Here is a 15,820-nt window from a genome sequence, read left to right as displayed (position 1 = left end):
GGGGCAGGTTACTCGATCCGGGCAAGCCAGAGGCGCGGCTTGTCGTCTGCGGTCTGAGGGATCTTCACGGCATCGCGCGCGGCCCAGGACAGGGGCTGGGCGTGCAGCGGCAACCATGCCACCTCTTGATCGGCGATGCGGAAGGCTTCGACCATCATCTCCATCCGCTTTTCGGCATCCAGCTCGGTCGCCACGGCCTTGGTCAGACGGTCAACCTCGGGGTTGGAGTAGCCGCCGGGGTTCCATGTGCCCATCTGCCCTTCGGGCGTGTGCAGCATCGCCGAGAGCACCGAGAAGCCGTCGAGCATCGGCAGCGTGGCCCAGCCCAGCATGAACATGTCGGTCTCATTGGCGCGGGCGCGCTCGAAATGGATCGCCTTGGTCTCTGCCGTGAGGTCTGCCTTGACGCCGACGCGGGCAAACATCGCCGCCAGCGCCTGACAGATCGCCGCGTCGTTGACGTAGCGATCATTGGGGCAGTTCATGTTCAGGCTGAAGCCTTCGGGGTATCCGGCATCGGCCAGCATCTGCTTGGCCTTTTCGGGATCATAGGCGGGGATTTCATCGACCCCTTCGTCAAAGCCCGGCACCTGCGGGGCCAGCAAACCGCCGAGGTTGCGGGATTTGCCGCGCATGATCTTCTCGCGCAGCAGGTCATAGCTGATCGCATGAACCAGCGCCTGACGAACCTCGACCTTTTGCAGCGGGTTGTCGTCTTGGTTGGGGTTGTTCGACGTGTCGGACATATTGATGCCCATCATGATCGCGCGCAGGCCCGGCGCTTCGAGCACATGCATGCCCTCGGTGGCCTCGATCCGCTTGGCGTCTTGCAAGGGCGAGGGCACGATCATGTCCAGCTCCCCCGAGAGCATTGCCGCGACACGGGTCGCGTCCGAATTGATCGGGTTCAGCTCGATCCGGGTCAGATTGTGCTGCGGCTCGTCCCACCAATCGTCGTTCACGGTCAGCACGGTCTGCGCGTCCGGGGTACGGGATTCAAAGCGGAAGGGGCCGGTGCCATTGGCGTTGGAGGTGGTGTAGCCCTCTTCGCCTTTCTGCGCGTCGATCGGGTCAAGCGCGTCATGTTCTTCAAGCCAGCCGCTGTCGAAGATCAGCACATTGGTCAGGAAGTTGTTCAAAAGCGGGTTCGGGCCGTCGAGCATCAGATCGACAGTCATCTCATCGACCATCTTGGCATCGACCAGACCGGCGATATTGCCGCGAATGGGGGAATCTTCATGTGCGGCCCGTTTGACCGATGCCACCACGTCTTCGGCTGAGAAATCCTGCCCGTCGTGGAACTTGATCCCCTCGCGCAGTTTGTAGCGCACCGTGGTCTCGTCGATCTGTTCCCAACTGGTGGCGAGCGCCGGTTCGATCTTGAGATCGGCGTCGTAGCGGACCAGCGCCTCATAGACGTGGTTCAAGAATGAGACGGTGAAACTGTCGGTCATCGAATGCGGGTCGAGACCGTAAAGGTCGCCATTGGTGCCAAGACGGAAGGTCTCGCCCTGCGCCATGCTGGCACAGCTGAGCGCCAGAGCCGAGGTGAATAGAAATTTGCGCGGTGTCATTGTTATCTCCCTGTTCGTGCCGCCCTGCGAGCACAGCGGACCTGCATCACAGCGACTAAAGCTAGGCTGGCACGATTCCATTTTTCTGTCTACAATTATTGTTAACAATCTGTGCTGACATAAATTGCTTGCACTTTATCGGGCGTTTCGACGACTATTGAGGCAAATTCAGTAAATAAAGATTTGAGGGGGGCCGATAGGTGACAGGAGCAAAGCTCACGGAGAAGCAGATCTATGAACGGATCTGGAAATCCATCGCCGAACGTCGCCTGCCGCCCGGCACGCGATTGAAAGAGGAACGGCTGTGCGAAATCTTTGGCGCCAGCCGTCCGCGCATTCGCCGGGCATTGGACCAACTGACCCATGACGGGTTGGTCAGCCACATCCCGAACCGCGGCGCCTTTGTCACCACACCATCGGTCGACGAAGCCCGCGATGTCTTTTTCACCCGCCGCGTCGTGGAACGCGGCGTGATCGAAGCGCTGAAGAAACACGGCGCGCAAGAGAAACTGGCCGCCTTGGAAGCCCATATCGCCGAAGAACGCGAAGCGCTGGCAGCAGGAGACACGGCGCGCATCATCCGGCTCTCGGGCGCCTTTCATATGCTGCTGGCCGAACTCGCCGCCTCTCCCCTCTTGGCCGATATCCTGCGCGACCTCGTTTCAAAAAGCACCTTGGTCACGGCTGTGTTCAAACCGAAATGCGATACGCAATGCGGCCCGGACGAACATGCCGCCATTGTCGCGGCCCTCGCAGCAGGGGATTTCGAAACCGCGATGATGGAGATGGAAGCCCACCTTCTGGAAGCGGAGCGCACTTTGAAACTTGAAGCCTCGCAAGACGGCGCTGCGGCGCAGGACGATGTCCTCGGGGCCGCGTTGAGCGAGGACCTGTAATGACCAGCCATGCGATCATCCACACCACCGCGATCACGATGGACGCGGAGCGACGTATCATCGACGATGCCACCGTGCTGTTCGAAAACGACCGTATCACCGCCGTCGGCCCCGCGGGCGATGTGCCCCTCCCCGAGACCGCCGAGGTGATCGACGGGCGCGATATGATCACCCTTCCGGGGCTGATCGACAGCCATGCCCATGCGGGCCACGGGCTGACGCGCAACCTGGGCAGCGGCGATGGCGATGCGTGGTTTCAGGCCTGCGAGACGATCTACACCCGCGGCTCCACCCCCGCGTTCTGGCAGGCCGAAGCCCGGCTTTCGGGGCTTGAGCGGCTGAAGGCGGGGATCACCACCTGCACGATGCTGCTCGGCGGCGGGGCGGATCATTACCGCACCGATACGGCCGAAGCGGGCAATCTGCATTGCGATGCCACGCGTGAGATCGGCATCCGAACGATGCTGGCCGCGGGCCTGAACCGCCGCCCCTTCCCCAAGCCCTACCGCAGTCTGGACCTTGACCGGGAGGTCAGCCTGTCCTTCGAGGATCAGTTAGAGGTCTGCGGTGAACTCGCGCAAACCAACGGGGATTTCTTGAACGATGGCGCGGGGGTCTGCCTCATCATGCCGGTCTATTCGCCCGAGGACTTTGCGCAGGCCCCGGAGGACATCCGCGCGATGTGCCGCGCCGCGATGGACCTGCGTGAAAAACATGGGCTGCTGTTCACTCAGGATGGGCACCGGTCCGGCTCCATCGCGCTGGCCGAAGACCTCGGCATCCTCGGCCCATGGGCCTATCTGTCCCATTCGGTCGACCTCACCCCCGAGGATATGGACGCGGCCAAACGCAGCGGCGCGTCGATCGTTCACAACCCCTCGGCCATCATGTCGGTTCTGGGCCGCTGCCCCGCGCCCGAACTGCGCGAGATGGGGGTGAACGTCGCCCTCGGCTCGGACGCCGCAGCGCCGGACCGGGGCTATGACATGTTCCGCCACATGGCCCAATGCCTGCACTACCACCGCCGCCACTTCCGCGACCCGGAGGTGATGATGCCGCGTGACGTGCTGGAAATGTGCACCATCGACGCCGCCAAGGCGATTGGGATGGATGCGGACCTCGGCTCACTCGAACCGGGCAAGAAGGCGGATATCGTCATGCTCGACCGCCGCAAACCGCATCTCTACCCGCCGATGATGCCCCTGACCACGGTCGCGCAATTCGCCAATGCCGCGGATGTACATACGGTCATCGTCAATGGGGAAGTCCGCATGAGAGACCGCAAAACGGCACTGGACGAAGCCGGCATACTCGATGCCGCTGCGGGGGAACTGAACGCGGCCCTCGCCCGCTGCGACCTGTCGCATCTTCTCACAGAATAACGGAAATCACGCGCGAAAGGGGAAAGGCGAGGGGTCACCCCCTCGCCTTCCCTTGCGTTCAGTCGGGCTTGGCGCCTTCCGTTTCACGGGCAACATTGCTGTTCCAGATCGTATGGTCGACGCCATCGCCAAGCTCGGCATATTCGGCGATCCTGAACATCGGCTCCTTCCCCGCCTTGCGCTGCGCGAAATAATCCCGCGTGAGTTTGGCAACGGTCTTGGACAGGATCAGGATAGCGATCAGGTTGACCGTCGCCATCAGCGCCATGGAGGCATCGGCGAAGTTAAACACGGTCGTGACCGCCTGCAACGAGCCCCAGACCACCATCGCGATCACCAGCGCCTTCAGCACGAGAAGCGGGATCCGCTTGCCCATCCCAAGGAACTCCATCGCGTTCTCGGCATAGGAATAATTCCCGATGATCGAGGTAAAGGCGAAGAACAAGATGGCGATCCCGATGAAGATCGGGCCGAATGCGCCGATATGCTGCTCCAGAGCGATCTGGGTCAGCGCCATGCCGGTCGCCGCACCTTCGGAATGGTCGACCACGCCCGAGAGCAGGATCATCAGCGCTGTGGCCGTGCAGATCACCAGCGTATCTATAAAGACGCCAAGCCCCTGCACCAGCCCTTGACTGGACGGATGGTGCGGATCGGGCACCGCGACGGCGGCGATGTTCGGGGCCGAGCCCATGCCCGCCTCATTCGAGAACAGACCGCGCTTCACACCGTTGAGCAGGGCCACCATGAAGCCCCCCGTAAAGCCGCCTGCCGCCGCTTCGAAACCAAAGGCCGATTTGACGATCAGGGCCAGCATGGCGGGCACATCGGCGATGTTCAGAACCACGACGAGCAACGCCACGACGATATAGAGCCCGGCCATAGCGGGAACGATCTTTTCCGCGACCCGCGCGATGGATTTGATCCCGCCGAAGATGACGATGCCCGCAAAACCGCCGACGACAAGGCCGGTGACGAGTTTGGGAATGGCAAAGGCTTCCTCCATCGCGACGGAGATCGAGTTTGCCTGCACCGCCGAGAAGATCAGGCCGAAGCTGATGATGAGGCAGACCGAAAAGACATAGCCCATGGCGTTCGACCCGATGCCCCGGGACATGTAGAAGGCCGGCCCGCCACGGTATTGCCCATCCGCGTTCCGAACCTTGTAAAGCTGCGCCAAGGTCGATTCCGCATAGGCCGTCGCCATGCCGACGAGCGCCACAACCCACATCCAGAACACAGCCCCCGGCCCGCCGAGATAGATCGCCACGGCCACCCCGGCGAGGTTGCCCGTACCGACCCGGCTGGCGAGAGAGATCGTCAGCGCCTGAAATGGTGAAATGCCCGCGGCGGAAGTGTCACGCGAGGATCTGACCACGCGAAAGAATTCGGCGAAATGCCGGAATTGCAAGAAACCAGTGCGCCAGGTGAAGTAAAGCCCGACAGCCAGCAGGCCATATACGAGGACGTAGCCCCATAAGACGGTGTTCAGGAAATCGACGATTGCGGTCATATTCTTGTCCCCCTCGTTTGCATGTTCAACAACTAACGCGTCGGCAGACAAGGGAAAGCTTTAAACCGAAATGAAAACGCCCGGCGGGCGTCAGTATCGATCGCCGCAGGGCTGCACGCCACCGCGCGAAAATGTGGTGCTACCTGCTACGCGGTCAGATGAATACTGGCGCGGGCCGAAGGGCGGGCGCATGGCCCGCGCAAGCAAGCGACCACCTTCACACCCCCAGTCTTCACACCCTCAGTGCGTCCACGCCCCACGGCGGCCGGTCGCGAAATTCTCGCCATAGCCGCCGGGGCGGACGTTGGGCTTGCGCTTGTTGGGCAGTTGCACCTGCGCGTCGATGCCATGATCGCGGGCGTATTCTTCGGCGGCTTCGCGGGTGTCGAACTGCAAGCGCACTTGGCTTTGCGTATCATCGGAAGATGTCCAGCCCATCAGCGGATCGACCCTGCGCGCTTCCGCGGGCGAAAACTCAAGCAGCCAGACACGGGTCTTGGCCGTGCCGGAGGACATCGCTGTACGGGCGGGTTGATAGATACGTGCGCGCATTTCGGGACTCTCGCTTCAATAACCTCGGGCTTTATCTAATATTCCGTGCCAAGGGGCAAGGGAATGCAGGCCCGCGCAAATAAACCCTACCATGCTGCGGTGCAGAGACTACATCAGGACCACCCCGTTGGAGTATTCCATATGACCCCCTTCGCCCTCTTCGCCCTGCAAAGCCAGATCGCCGCCCTTGCGGTGGAAACCCAGATCGTAATGTCGCTGCGCCTCTTGGGCATGGCAGGCGCGCTGCCCGCCCGCCCCGGTGAGAACAACCGCATGGTGGCCGAGAAAGGCCCGGCCATATTCAAAGCCTTCACCGCCGGGACGCAGGCCATGATGCTGGGCAAACGCCCCGATCAGATCATGGACGCCTCGCTCGCCCCTCTAGCCCGCAAGGTGCGACAGAATCGCAAACGGCTGATGAAGTAGCGGCAAATGCGCCCTTCGCGGCCCCCTGCCCCTTGAACCCCGCGTGAAAGAGGGCACCTATGGGAAGCTTGACGAAGGATACCCGCGATGCCCTATGCCCATTCCGACAAGACCGAGGGGATGCCGATGCTGGCAAACCCCGCCCCAGACGTGCGCAACCGCCCCAAACTGGAGGGCGGCCATAAGTTCAAACTGGTCACCGAATTCGACCCGGCGGGCGACCAGCCCACGGCGATCAAGGAACTGACCGAAGGGGTGAACTCGGGCGAGCGCGATCAGGTGCTTCTGGGCGCCACCGGGACGGGCAAGACCTTCACCATGGCCAAGGTCATCGAAGAGACGCAGCGCCCCGCCATCATCCTTGCCCCCAACAAGACGCTGGCGGCGCAGCTTTACGGCGAGTTCAAGGGCTTCTTCCCGGACAACGCCGTGGAATATTTCGTCTCTTACTACGACTACTACCAGCCAGAGGCCTATGTCGCGCGCTCCGACACCTTCATCGAGAAGGAGAGCCAGATCAACGAGCAGATCGACCGGATGCGCCACTCCGCCACCCGCGCGCTTTTGGAGCGTGACGACGTGATTATCGTGGCCTCGGTCTCCTGCATCTACGGCATCGGTAGCGTCGAGACCTATGGCGCGATGACCCAAGACCTGAAAGCGGGCAGCATGTACGACCAGCGCAAGGTCATCGCCGATCTGGTGGCCCAGCAGTACAAGCGCAACGACGCGGCCTTTCAGCGCGGCTCTTTCCGAGTGCGCGGCGACAGTCTGGAGATCTTCCCCGCCCACCTTGATGACCGCGCTTGGCGGCTGTCGTTCTTTGGCGAGGAGTTGGAGAGCATCACCGAGTTCGACCCGCTCACCGGCGAGAAGACCGACACATTCGACCAGATCCGCGTCTACGCCAACAGCCACTATGTGACGCCGAAGCCGACGATGCAGCAGGCCATTCAGGGCATCAAGAAAGAGCTGCGCACCCGGCTTGACCAGCTTGTCGCCGACGGCAAGCTGCTGGAGGCGCAGCGGCTGGAGCAGCGCACCAACTTCGACATCGAGATGCTGGAGGCCACCGGCGTCTGCAACGGGATCGAGAACTACTCGCGCTATCTGACGGGGCGCGCCCCGGGCGAGCCGCCCCCCACTCTCTTCGAGTTCATCCCCGACAACGCTATTGTCTTCGCGGATGAAAGCCACGTCTCGGTCCCGCAGATCGGCGGCATGTACAAGGGCGACTACCGGCGCAAGTTCACGCTGGCCGAACACGGCTTCCGCCTGCCCTCCTGCATGGACAACCGACCCCTCAAGTTCGAGGAATGGGACGCCATGCGCCCGCAATCGGTCTTTGTCTCCGCCACCCCGGCGGCATGGGAGATCGAGCAATCGGGCGGCGTCTTCACCGAACAGGTCATCCGTCCCACCGGCCTCTTGGATCCCAAGGTCGAGATCCGGCCCGTGGAGATGCAGGTCGACGATCTGCTCGATGAGGTGCGCAAAGTGGCCGCCGACGGTTACCGCACGCTCTGCACCGTGCTGACCAAGCGCATGGCCGAAGACCTCACCGAATATATGCACGAACAGGGCATCCGCGTGCGCTACATGCACTCCGACATCGACACAATCGAGCGGATCGAGATCCTGCGCGACTTGCGGCTAGGCGCCTTCGACGTGCTGATCGGGATCAACCTGCTGCGCGAGGGGCTCGACATCCCCGAATGCGGGTTGGTCGCCATTCTGGACGCGGACAAGGAAGGCTTCCTGCGCTCGGAGACCTCGCTGATCCAGACCATCGGCCGCGCCGCGCGCAACGCCGAAGGCCGGGTGATCATGTATGCCGACCGCATCACCGGCTCGATGGAGCGCGCAATGGGCGAGACCGAGCGCCGCCGCGCCAAGCAGATCGCCTATAACGAGGAACACGGCATCACCCCCGCCACGGTGAAAAAGAACGTCGAGGACATCCTCGCCGGGCTCTACAAGGGCGACGTGGACATGAACCGCGTCACCGCCAAGGTCGACAAGCCGATGGCGGGCGGCAACCTGCAAGCCGTGCTCGACGGGCTGCGCGCCGATATGCGCAAGGCCGCCGAGAACCTAGAGTTCGAAGAGGCTGCGCGCCTGCGTGACGAGGTCAAACGGCTGGAGGCTGTGGACCTTGCCGTCGCCGACGATCCGATGGCGCGCCAGCAGGCAGTCGACCGCGCCGTCGATGCCGCGCAGCAAGCCTCGGGCCGCAGCACCTCAGGCCGCGGCGGGATGCGCGGCGGCAATGTAAAACGCCGTAAACGCTAAAGAAAAAGGGCCGCCCTGCTCAGGGTGGCCCCTACACAATCCAGCACCGAAACGCCGCAGCTACCGTCGCAGCGCCGCCACCAAGGCCAACACCAGCGCCGCACCGATTGCGGCGACGACCAGCAGCAACAGCAAGCCCCCCGCGGCCACCACTGTCACGCCCAGCGCGGCAAGGATGAAGGGCAGCGCCACGGCGCCGACGACCCCCAGACCAAGGTAAAGAACTCGGTTCCGGCCCGCCACGGCCCCGGCAATGGCCCCGGCGGCAAGCCCGACCACCACGAGCGCGATCAGCGCCACCGCGCCAAGCGTATCAAGAAAGGCTTCCATCGAAGGGTTCTCCTAAATCAAATGAAGGGTACGAATGGCACGCCGCATGCTCCAAGGGTCAGCAGCAGGCCGAGAGCGATCATTCGGCGCATCGGGGTTCCTTTCCAATCACGGCCAAACCAGCCGCACTCTCATCAGACCCGATCCGCTGCGCGAAAACAATGGGCTGCGCAGACTATCGCCACAGCTAAAGGGAGGCGTCATCGCCTCCCTTAACCATCTAGAGCGCCTATCAAATCCAGTAATAAGGCACGCCGTAGTGATCGAACGTCCGCTCTTGCCACGCGCGGTCGCTGTGCCACTGCTCGGTCCGCTCCGGCGCGCCTTTGACTGTGGCCTCGTCGATGTTGGTCATGAAACCATCGCGCGAGGGGTCATAGTTCAGCGCGTTCCACGGCACCGGATAATGCTCTTCCCCGAGCCCCAGAAAGCCGCCGAAGCCCATAACGGCATAGGCGACCTTGCCGGATTTCTTGTCGATCATCAGGTGGTCGATATGGCCGATTTCGGTCCCATCTGCGCCGAAAACGGCGGTGCCGTTCACGTTGTCCGAAGAAACCAGCGATGCGGGTGCTGTCGTGTCAGTCATGGCTTGTTCCTCTCATGATTGCTGTACCAACAAAACCCAAGGCAGGCGGCACCGGTTCCCGCAATACGGGCAGACCGGCGGGGATCGGCTTAGGCCCAGCGCGGCGCGGTCCGGGAACAATTGGGCGCGCGCTTGGGTTGATCACTCAATAGACACGCACCCATTCGAGAGGGATCAAACAATGGAATATGGACTTTTAGGGCTCATCATCCTCATCGCCGACATCTACGCCATCTATCAGGTCGTCACCTCCAGCGCCTCGGGCGCGGCCAAGATCGCATGGGTCTTGGGCATCATCATCCTGCCGGTGCTGGGCTTCATCGTCTGGCTCATCGCAGGCCCCCGCGGCAACAAGGCCCACGTCTGAGCCCACGCCGGGCGACCCTGACATAGCAACTGCGAAACCCGGTGCCCTCGGCGCCGGGTTTTCACCTTCCTCCCGGCAAGCAACGATTTGTTAACCGCTATTAACCAAGATCGCAGCAGGAGCCTGCCATGCGATCTGCCCTTTGCCTTACCCTGCTGGCCTGCCAGTTCAGCCCCACCGCCGCCCACGCCGGGCCGTGGCTGCGCGAGGAAGGCACGACCTTCATCTCAAGCTCCTTCTCGGCGACTTACTTCTACGACCTCTCCCAAAGCACCTATATCGAATACGGGCTGCGCGAGCGGCTCACACTCGGCTTCGACCTCAACACCGCACAAAGCCGTTTTGGCCTGCAAAGCGGCCATGCCACCGTCTTCCTGCGCTTCCCCTTGGGAGAGCCGAGTGACACGGGCCGCTGGGCCTATGACATTGGCGCCGGGGCAAGCTGGTCGGGGGAGTTCATCTCGCCCCACCTCAGGGCCGGGCTGTCTTGGGGCCGCGGCTTCACCTTGGGCGAACGGAATGGCTGGCTTACCGTCGATGCCTCCGCAAGGTGGGAGTTCGGCTTTTCGCAAGAGGTCATTAAGATCGACAGCACCGTGGGGCTCGACTTCACCCCCGTGACCACCGGAATGGCGCAGGTCTTTCTCACCTACACCGGGGGTGAGACCTATGCCAAATTCGCCCCCTCCATCGTCCTGTCGCCCAGCTTCACCAAATACCGTCTGCAATTGGGCAGCGAAATCCCCTTCGACGCGCCAGAGAATTCGGCCCTCACCCTCAGCCTCTGGCGGGAGTTCTAAAACAAATGGCCCCGCCGATCTCCGGCAGGGCCTCTTCACACCTCAGCGCAGCGCCACGGTCAGCGGTTGTCCATCCGCACCATGACAGAGACCTTGCCCTTCACCGGCGTCGGCCAAACCACGTGCAACTGATCCCGGTCTGGCCCTTCCGCGTGTTTCACATAAGGCATGTCGAACTGCGCCACGTTGTTGCCGTTGCGGATCGCCCCATGGGCCACCACCGCATCGCTGTTGAGCGCTTGCCCCTCGAACGGCAGATGCCCAGCGGTATCAATCACCCAAGTCTCTGACGGGGTCGACTGGGTGAACTCGATCTCGGCCATATTCTCAACCTGCGTGGTCACCGCATGGAAGGAATTGCCCTTCATCACCACGTTCTTGCACCGCGACAGGTTAAGATCGGCAAAGGTCGTATCCACCCGCTCGGCCCGGTCGATGCTGCCGTTAAGGCTGCGGAACCGGTTGCCGGTGATGGTCACCCCGCTCAGGAAATGCCCCGCACCATGCGGTTTAACCACGATATAGCTGAACCACGGGGCCACCTCCCCGGACAGAAAGATATTGTCGCTGATGCTGAGCGCGCTGAACGAATAGCCCGTGGTGAAGGCCGGGGTCGGGTCCTGCTCATTCGTCCATTCGATAAAGCAGTTATCGACGTAATTGCCAGTCACCACCGCGCTGGTATGGGCCGAAGCAAGGATCAGCCCCGCCGAGCGCACACCGTTGTCGACCGCATCCCCCTGAAAGAAGTGATTGCCCGTCACGATGCTGTTGCCCCCCGCCAGCAGCGCGAAATGACGGAACTTGGTGGCGCGGCAGTCGCGCAGCTTCACGTCGTTGGCGTTGGTGTTAAGCGCGATGGAGGTCCGGTTCGGCACCGTCAGCGCATCCTCCGCCGACAGGAACTGGCAGCGGTCAATCAACATGCCCTGACAGCCGCCCCCGATCGAGGTGACGCCACGGTCTTTCGGGCGGCTGACAAAACAGTCCCGCAGGTGAAAGATCAGCCCCGAGGGCGCGAGGTTGATCGCACTGCACCGGTTGTTGCACTGGAACTCGATATCATCGAGCACGAATTTCGACAGCGAGGCGAAGCCGCTGAAATCCACCATGTATTGGAACTTGCGGAAGGTGAAATTCTGCGTCCCTTCCGCGTCGTAAAGCGGCGCGTTGAGCGTGATCTCCTGCGTGGCGACATTCTTGGACCGCACATAAATCTCGCGCCCCACCCCGGCCCCTTCAACCAGTGCGCCCACCGGCACATTGGCGATATTGGTCACATTGGTCAGCTTGCGCGCGTCCGCGGCCGCATAGCGCGCCTGCGAGGTCACCACCACCGTGTCCCAAGCGCTGCTCGACGCGGCCTCAAGCTGGCCGTTGCGGATCACCCGACGGGTGGCATAGCTGGTCTTGTCCGGCACCGCCGCCTGCATGTCGAGCGGCCCGGTCACATTCACCTTGCGCCCCCCCATATCGAGCGAGTCGTGATCCGCGTTGTTCAAAAGCGCCTGAAAGGCTTTCAGAAAAGCGGTCTCTTCATTCTCGAAGGCTTCGATATAGCTAGGCAGATCGAAATTGCGGCGCAGCAATAGCACCGCCCCCACCGGCATGGTCACATGGCCCTCGAATTTGACCGGCGTGTCAAAGGTCACATCCCCGTTCAGCAGGTAGTTCCCCGCAGGCACCAGCACCGTGCGCCCCGCCGCGGCGGCATTTGCCGCCTCGAAGGCGGCGGTATCGTCGCTCACCCCGTTGCCCACCGCACCAAAGTCGCGCACATCGACCTGCGCCAGCATGTCCCGCAGAAAGACCGAGGTGACATCCTCGATCACGATATCGTCGATCCGCACCACGCCGCCCGTCGGCCCGGTCAGGTCCAGCCCGAAATGCCCATAGACGGCCCCGGTGCCCCAGACCATATCGACCCCGCCGCGGTCGCCGCTGCCGATGATCGCGCTGACCTCGACCACCTCGCCATAGGCCGTCAGCGTGACCGCCGGCCCGGCCTCTGTCACGCCGCTCACCCGGCCCCCGCCCGCCTGCGCCGGATAGCCTGCGATCCGCACCGTCGGCAGGTTGCCACTCACCGCCTTCACCCGCGCCGTGACCCGCAGATAGCAGCCCGGCAGCAGCGGGGTCTGCCCCATGTAGCGCAGCCGCTGCGTGGCCTGCGTCTTTAGCAGTTCCAGCGCCCCGCCAAAATCCTGATCCGCGGGGACAAAGGCGGCATTGGCCGCGTTCTCATAGGTGTCCGACCCCGGCGTGCCGTCGCCGCTCGACCAGACATTTAGCCCCGCCGCAAAGGGGGTGGGCATCAACACCACGCCATCGGTAATCGCCTTGTTCATCGCTTTTCCTTTCCCCGGTCCGCACCTCCCACCGGGGCGCGCCGCTCAACTGCTCAGGCTCGGCGAGGGCCGAACCGCGAGGTCAGGGAAGTATCAACGATGCATTAACCCACACTTGGCCCGCCGCGCGGAGGCGGCGCAACAATGGTCAGACATTGGCCCCCGGCGCGTCGAGGATTTGCACCCCGCCGATGCGCCAGCCTGCCTCTGTCCGTTCCATCAGATAGCCCAGCAAATGCGTGAACCCCTGAGGATCGACCACCTGCACCACCTGATAAAAACGCGCCCCATCCGCGCGCCGGTCGAGGAACCGCACCTCCGCCGGGTTCTGCACCATCGGGTAGCCATTGCTCACCATGCTGCGAAAGTTCTCAGGGGTCTGGAAATAGCGCTGCAAATTCGGCGTGGCGAATTCTAATGCGGCGGCGAAATCATTCGCGCGAAAAGCGTCGAACTGGCGGTTGATCGTCTCTTCGATCTCAGCCTGCTGCGCCATCGCGCCAAAGCTCAGGAGGGCCGATAACACCAGCCCTCCGAAAAACGTGAACATCCCTTTGCGCATTGCCTTTCCCCCTTGCCCTTGCTGAATGATCTAAGTCACGCAAGGGCAGAGGCAAAAGTTTCACGCGCTGGTCAGCTTGCCCGCCAGCGCATCGTCGATCAGCGCGACGGTCTCTTCCACGCCATAAAGCGCGATGAAGCCGCCAAACCGCGGCCCCTGATCGGCGCCCAGAAGCACTTGGTACAGCGCCTTGAACCAGTCGCGCAGCGGGTCGAAACGCTCCTTGCCGACGGCAAAGACCATGCTTTGCAGCGCCTCGGCATCCAGCCCGCCGTCCCAAACCTTGAGCCGGTCGCGCAGGTCTTCCAGCGCCTCGCGCTCAAGCTCGGTGGGCGCGCGGAACACCTTCGTGGGCTTCACGAAGTCGTTGAAATAGCGCACCGCGTGGCCCGCCGCGGCATCCATGCCCGGGTTGGTCTCGGGCGTGGCCTCGGGCGCGTAGCGCTGGATGAAACCCCAAAGCTGCGACTTGTCCTCGGCGCTCGACACGGAGGCGAGGTTCAAGAGCATCGAGAAGGGCACCACCATGTCCGACTTCGGCACATCACCGCCATGGATGTGCCAGACGGGGTTATTCAGCCGCGCCTTCACGTCCTGCGTCTCATAGGCACGCAGCTGCTGGTGATACTCGTCGACCGCCTTGGGGATCACGTCGAAATACATGCGCTTGGCCGTCTTCGGCTTGAGGAACATGAAATACGACAGGCTCTCGGTGCTGGCATAGGTCAGCCACTGGTCGATCGAAATGCCATTGCCCGAGGATTTGGAGATTTTCTGCCCGTTCTCGTCGAGGAACAACTCATAGCTGAAATGCTCGGGCTTCTTGCCACCCAAGATCTCGCAGATGCGGTCGTAGATCGCCGTGTTGGTGGCGTGCTCCTTGCCGTACATCTCGAAATCCACGTCGAGCGCGGCCCAGCGGGCGCCGAAGTCAGGCTTCCACTGCAGCTTCACGTTGCCACCGGTGACCGGCAGCGTCATTTCGTTGCCGTCCTCGTCGTCAAAGGTGATCGTGCCGTCCTTGGCGTTGACCTCCTTCATCGGCACATACATCACGCGCCCCGTCTCGGGGTGGATCGGCAGGAAGATCGAATAGGTTTGCGCGCGCTCTTCGCGCAGGGACTTCAGCATCACCGCCATGATTTCGTCGTACTTCTCGCAAGCGCGCAGCAGCACCTCGTCGAACTGGCCCGAGCGGTAGAATTCGCGCGCGGAATAGAACTCGTACTCAAAACCGAAGGTGTCGAGGAAGCGGCGCAGCATGGCGTTGTTGTGATGGCCAAAGCTCTCATGCGTGCCGAAAGGGTCTGGCACGGAGGTCAGCGGCTTGTGCATATGCTCGGCCAGCATCTCTTGCTGCGGCACGTTGCCCGGCACCTTGCGCATACCGTCAAGGTCATCCGAGAAACACACCAGCTTGGTCGGGATGTCGCTGATCTCTTCAAAGGCGCGCTTGATCATCGTGGTGCGCAGCACTTCGCCGAAGGTGCCGATATGCGGCAGGCCCGAGGGGCCATAGCCCGTCTCGAACAGGACGTAACCCTTCTCTGGCGGCTTCTTGGCATAGCGTTTGAGCACCCGGCGCGCTTCTTCAAAGGGCCATGCTTTGCTGCTGAGTGCCGCGGCTCGGGTCTCGGACATGTCAGATCATCCATCTTTTGGCGTCCCTGCGCCCAATGCGCACGGGGTCGCCCGTTCCTATTGCTTCACTTCCTGAGGGTCAATATTCTGCACCGCAACATACCTGTGCAAAGGATACCGCGATGCCCGACACATCTTCCCTCTCGCTCAGCGCCCAAGACAGCCTTGTCGCGCTGATGATCGCGGTCTCGGCCTCGGATGAGGACATCCGCACCGCCGAACTGGTCAAAATCGAATCCGCGCTGAACCTGCTGCCGGTCTTCTCGGGCTATGACAATGATCGCGTCTCGACGATTGGCAAAACGGTCTTTGACCTGTTCGAACAGGAGGACGGATTGGATGCCCTCTTTGGCTTGATCCGCGAGGCCCTGCCGGAGCGTTTGCATGAAACGGCCTATGCGCTGGCCTGCGATGTGGCCGCCGCCGATGGCACGCTGGACGAGGCCGAGCTGCGCCTGCTCGAAGAAATCCGTTATGAGCTTAACATCGACCGGCTCCACGCCGCCGCGATCGAACGCGGCGCGCGGGCGCGGCACCTGACCTGAGCG

General features: G+C 62.4%; 15 protein-coding genes. 7 read left to right on the top strand and 8 right to left on the bottom strand.

The window, feature by feature from the left end:
• Window positions 1-8: 8 nt before the first annotated feature.
• Complete coding sequence (locus ACGYK2_RS13755) at window positions 9-1,574, bottom strand: ABC transporter substrate-binding protein (RefSeq protein ID WP_271688995.1); 1,566 nt, start codon at window positions 1,572-1,574, stop codon at window positions 9-11.
• A 200-nt stretch (window positions 1,575-1,774) separates the two neighbouring features.
• Between ACGYK2_RS13755 and ACGYK2_RS13750 the strand changes: the two genes are divergently transcribed.
• Window positions 1,775-2,470, top strand: a complete 696-nt coding sequence (locus ACGYK2_RS13750) for a GntR family transcriptional regulator (protein ID WP_271688994.1) — start codon at window positions 1,775-1,777, stop codon at window positions 2,468-2,470.
• Complete coding sequence (locus tag ACGYK2_RS13745) at window positions 2,470-3,852, top strand: amidohydrolase family protein (protein ID WP_271688993.1); 1,383 nt, start codon at window positions 2,470-2,472, stop codon at window positions 3,850-3,852. Before ACGYK2_RS13750 ends, ACGYK2_RS13745 begins: the two co-directional genes overlap by 1 nt.
• Before the next feature lie 58 nt (window positions 3,853-3,910).
• Here the strand turns inward: ACGYK2_RS13745 and ACGYK2_RS13740 are convergent, their stop codons facing one another.
• Both ACGYK2_RS13740 and ACGYK2_RS13735 read right to left on the bottom strand, forming a co-directional pair.
• On the bottom strand, window positions 3,911-5,365 hold the full coding sequence (locus ACGYK2_RS13740) for a sodium:alanine symporter family protein (protein ID WP_271688992.1): 1,455 nt from the start codon (window positions 5,363-5,365) through the stop codon (window positions 3,911-3,913).
• Window positions 5,366-5,605: 240 nt separating this feature from the next.
• Window positions 5,606-5,917, bottom strand: a complete 312-nt coding sequence (locus tag ACGYK2_RS13735; RefSeq protein ID WP_067268114.1) for an ETC complex I subunit — start codon at window positions 5,915-5,917, stop codon at window positions 5,606-5,608.
• A gap of 141 nt (window positions 5,918-6,058) precedes the next feature.
• Between ACGYK2_RS13735 and ACGYK2_RS13730 the strand changes: the two genes are divergently transcribed.
• Complete coding sequence (locus ACGYK2_RS13730; protein ID WP_271688991.1) at window positions 6,059-6,343, top strand: antifreeze protein; 285 nt, start codon at window positions 6,059-6,061, stop codon at window positions 6,341-6,343.
• An 87-nt stretch (window positions 6,344-6,430) separates the two neighbouring features.
• Window positions 6,431-8,635, top strand: coding sequence for an excinuclease ABC subunit UvrB (gene uvrB / locus ACGYK2_RS13725; RefSeq protein WP_271688990.1), 2,205 nt, complete (start codon window positions 6,431-6,433; stop codon window positions 8,633-8,635).
• Between the two features lie 60 nt (window positions 8,636-8,695).
• Here uvrB and ACGYK2_RS13720 read toward each other — a convergent pair whose 3' ends face one another.
• Both ACGYK2_RS13720 and ACGYK2_RS13715 read right to left on the bottom strand, forming a co-directional pair.
• The gene (locus ACGYK2_RS13720) at window positions 8,696-8,965 is read right to left on the bottom strand and encodes a GlsB/YeaQ/YmgE family stress response membrane protein (protein WP_271688989.1); all 270 of its coding nucleotides are present in this window, start codon (window positions 8,963-8,965) and stop codon (window positions 8,696-8,698) included.
• A gap of 232 nt (window positions 8,966-9,197) precedes the next feature.
• The gene (locus ACGYK2_RS13715) at window positions 9,198-9,554 is read right to left on the bottom strand and encodes a PRC-barrel domain-containing protein (protein WP_067268120.1); all 357 of its coding nucleotides are present in this window, start codon (window positions 9,552-9,554) and stop codon (window positions 9,198-9,200) included.
• Between the two features lie 181 nt (window positions 9,555-9,735).
• On the opposite strand from ACGYK2_RS13715, the gene ACGYK2_RS13710 reads away from it, so the two are divergent.
• Together ACGYK2_RS13710 and ACGYK2_RS13705 are read left to right on the top strand one after the other, a co-directional pair.
• Window positions 9,736-9,921: a PLDc N-terminal domain-containing protein gene (locus tag ACGYK2_RS13710; protein ID WP_067268122.1), complete on the top strand. Its 186-nt coding sequence runs from the start codon at window positions 9,736-9,738 to the stop codon at window positions 9,919-9,921.
• A 128-nt stretch (window positions 9,922-10,049) separates the two neighbouring features.
• Entirely contained in the window at window positions 10,050-10,721 is a 672-nt protein-coding gene (locus ACGYK2_RS13705; RefSeq protein WP_271688988.1) for a hypothetical protein, read from the top strand.
• 59 nt (window positions 10,722-10,780) lie between these two features.
• Here the strand turns inward: ACGYK2_RS13705 and ACGYK2_RS13700 are convergent, their stop codons facing one another.
• The 3 genes from ACGYK2_RS13700 to ACGYK2_RS13690 form a co-directional block, all read right to left on the bottom strand.
• A complete protein-coding gene (locus ACGYK2_RS13700) occupies window positions 10,781-13,069 on the bottom strand; it encodes a glycosyl hydrolase family 28-related protein (protein ID WP_271688987.1) in 2,289 nt (762 codons plus the stop codon).
• A 148-nt stretch (window positions 13,070-13,217) separates the two neighbouring features.
• Complete coding sequence (locus ACGYK2_RS13695) at window positions 13,218-13,631, bottom strand: DUF4864 domain-containing protein (RefSeq protein ID WP_271688986.1); 414 nt, start codon at window positions 13,629-13,631, stop codon at window positions 13,218-13,220.
• A 60-nt stretch (window positions 13,632-13,691) separates the two neighbouring features.
• Window positions 13,692-15,272, bottom strand: coding sequence for a lysine--tRNA ligase (locus ACGYK2_RS13690; protein ID WP_276154941.1), 1,581 nt, complete (start codon window positions 15,270-15,272; stop codon window positions 13,692-13,694).
• Between the two features lie 122 nt (window positions 15,273-15,394).
• Between ACGYK2_RS13690 and ACGYK2_RS13685 the strand changes: the two genes are divergently transcribed.
• Entirely contained in the window at window positions 15,395-15,817 is a 423-nt protein-coding gene (locus ACGYK2_RS13685; RefSeq protein ID WP_067268129.1) for a tellurite resistance TerB family protein, read from the top strand.
• Window positions 15,818-15,820 lie beyond the last annotated feature (3 nt).

The organism is Sulfitobacter sp. 1A10359, from assembly GCF_043558145.1.
In the GTDB taxonomy this organism is placed as follows: Bacteria; Pseudomonadota; Alphaproteobacteria; order Rhodobacterales; family Rhodobacteraceae; genus Sulfitobacter; species Sulfitobacter faviae.
The sequence above is the reverse complement of the archived record's forward strand: the minus strand, read 5'-3'. Positions and strand labels throughout refer to the sequence as shown.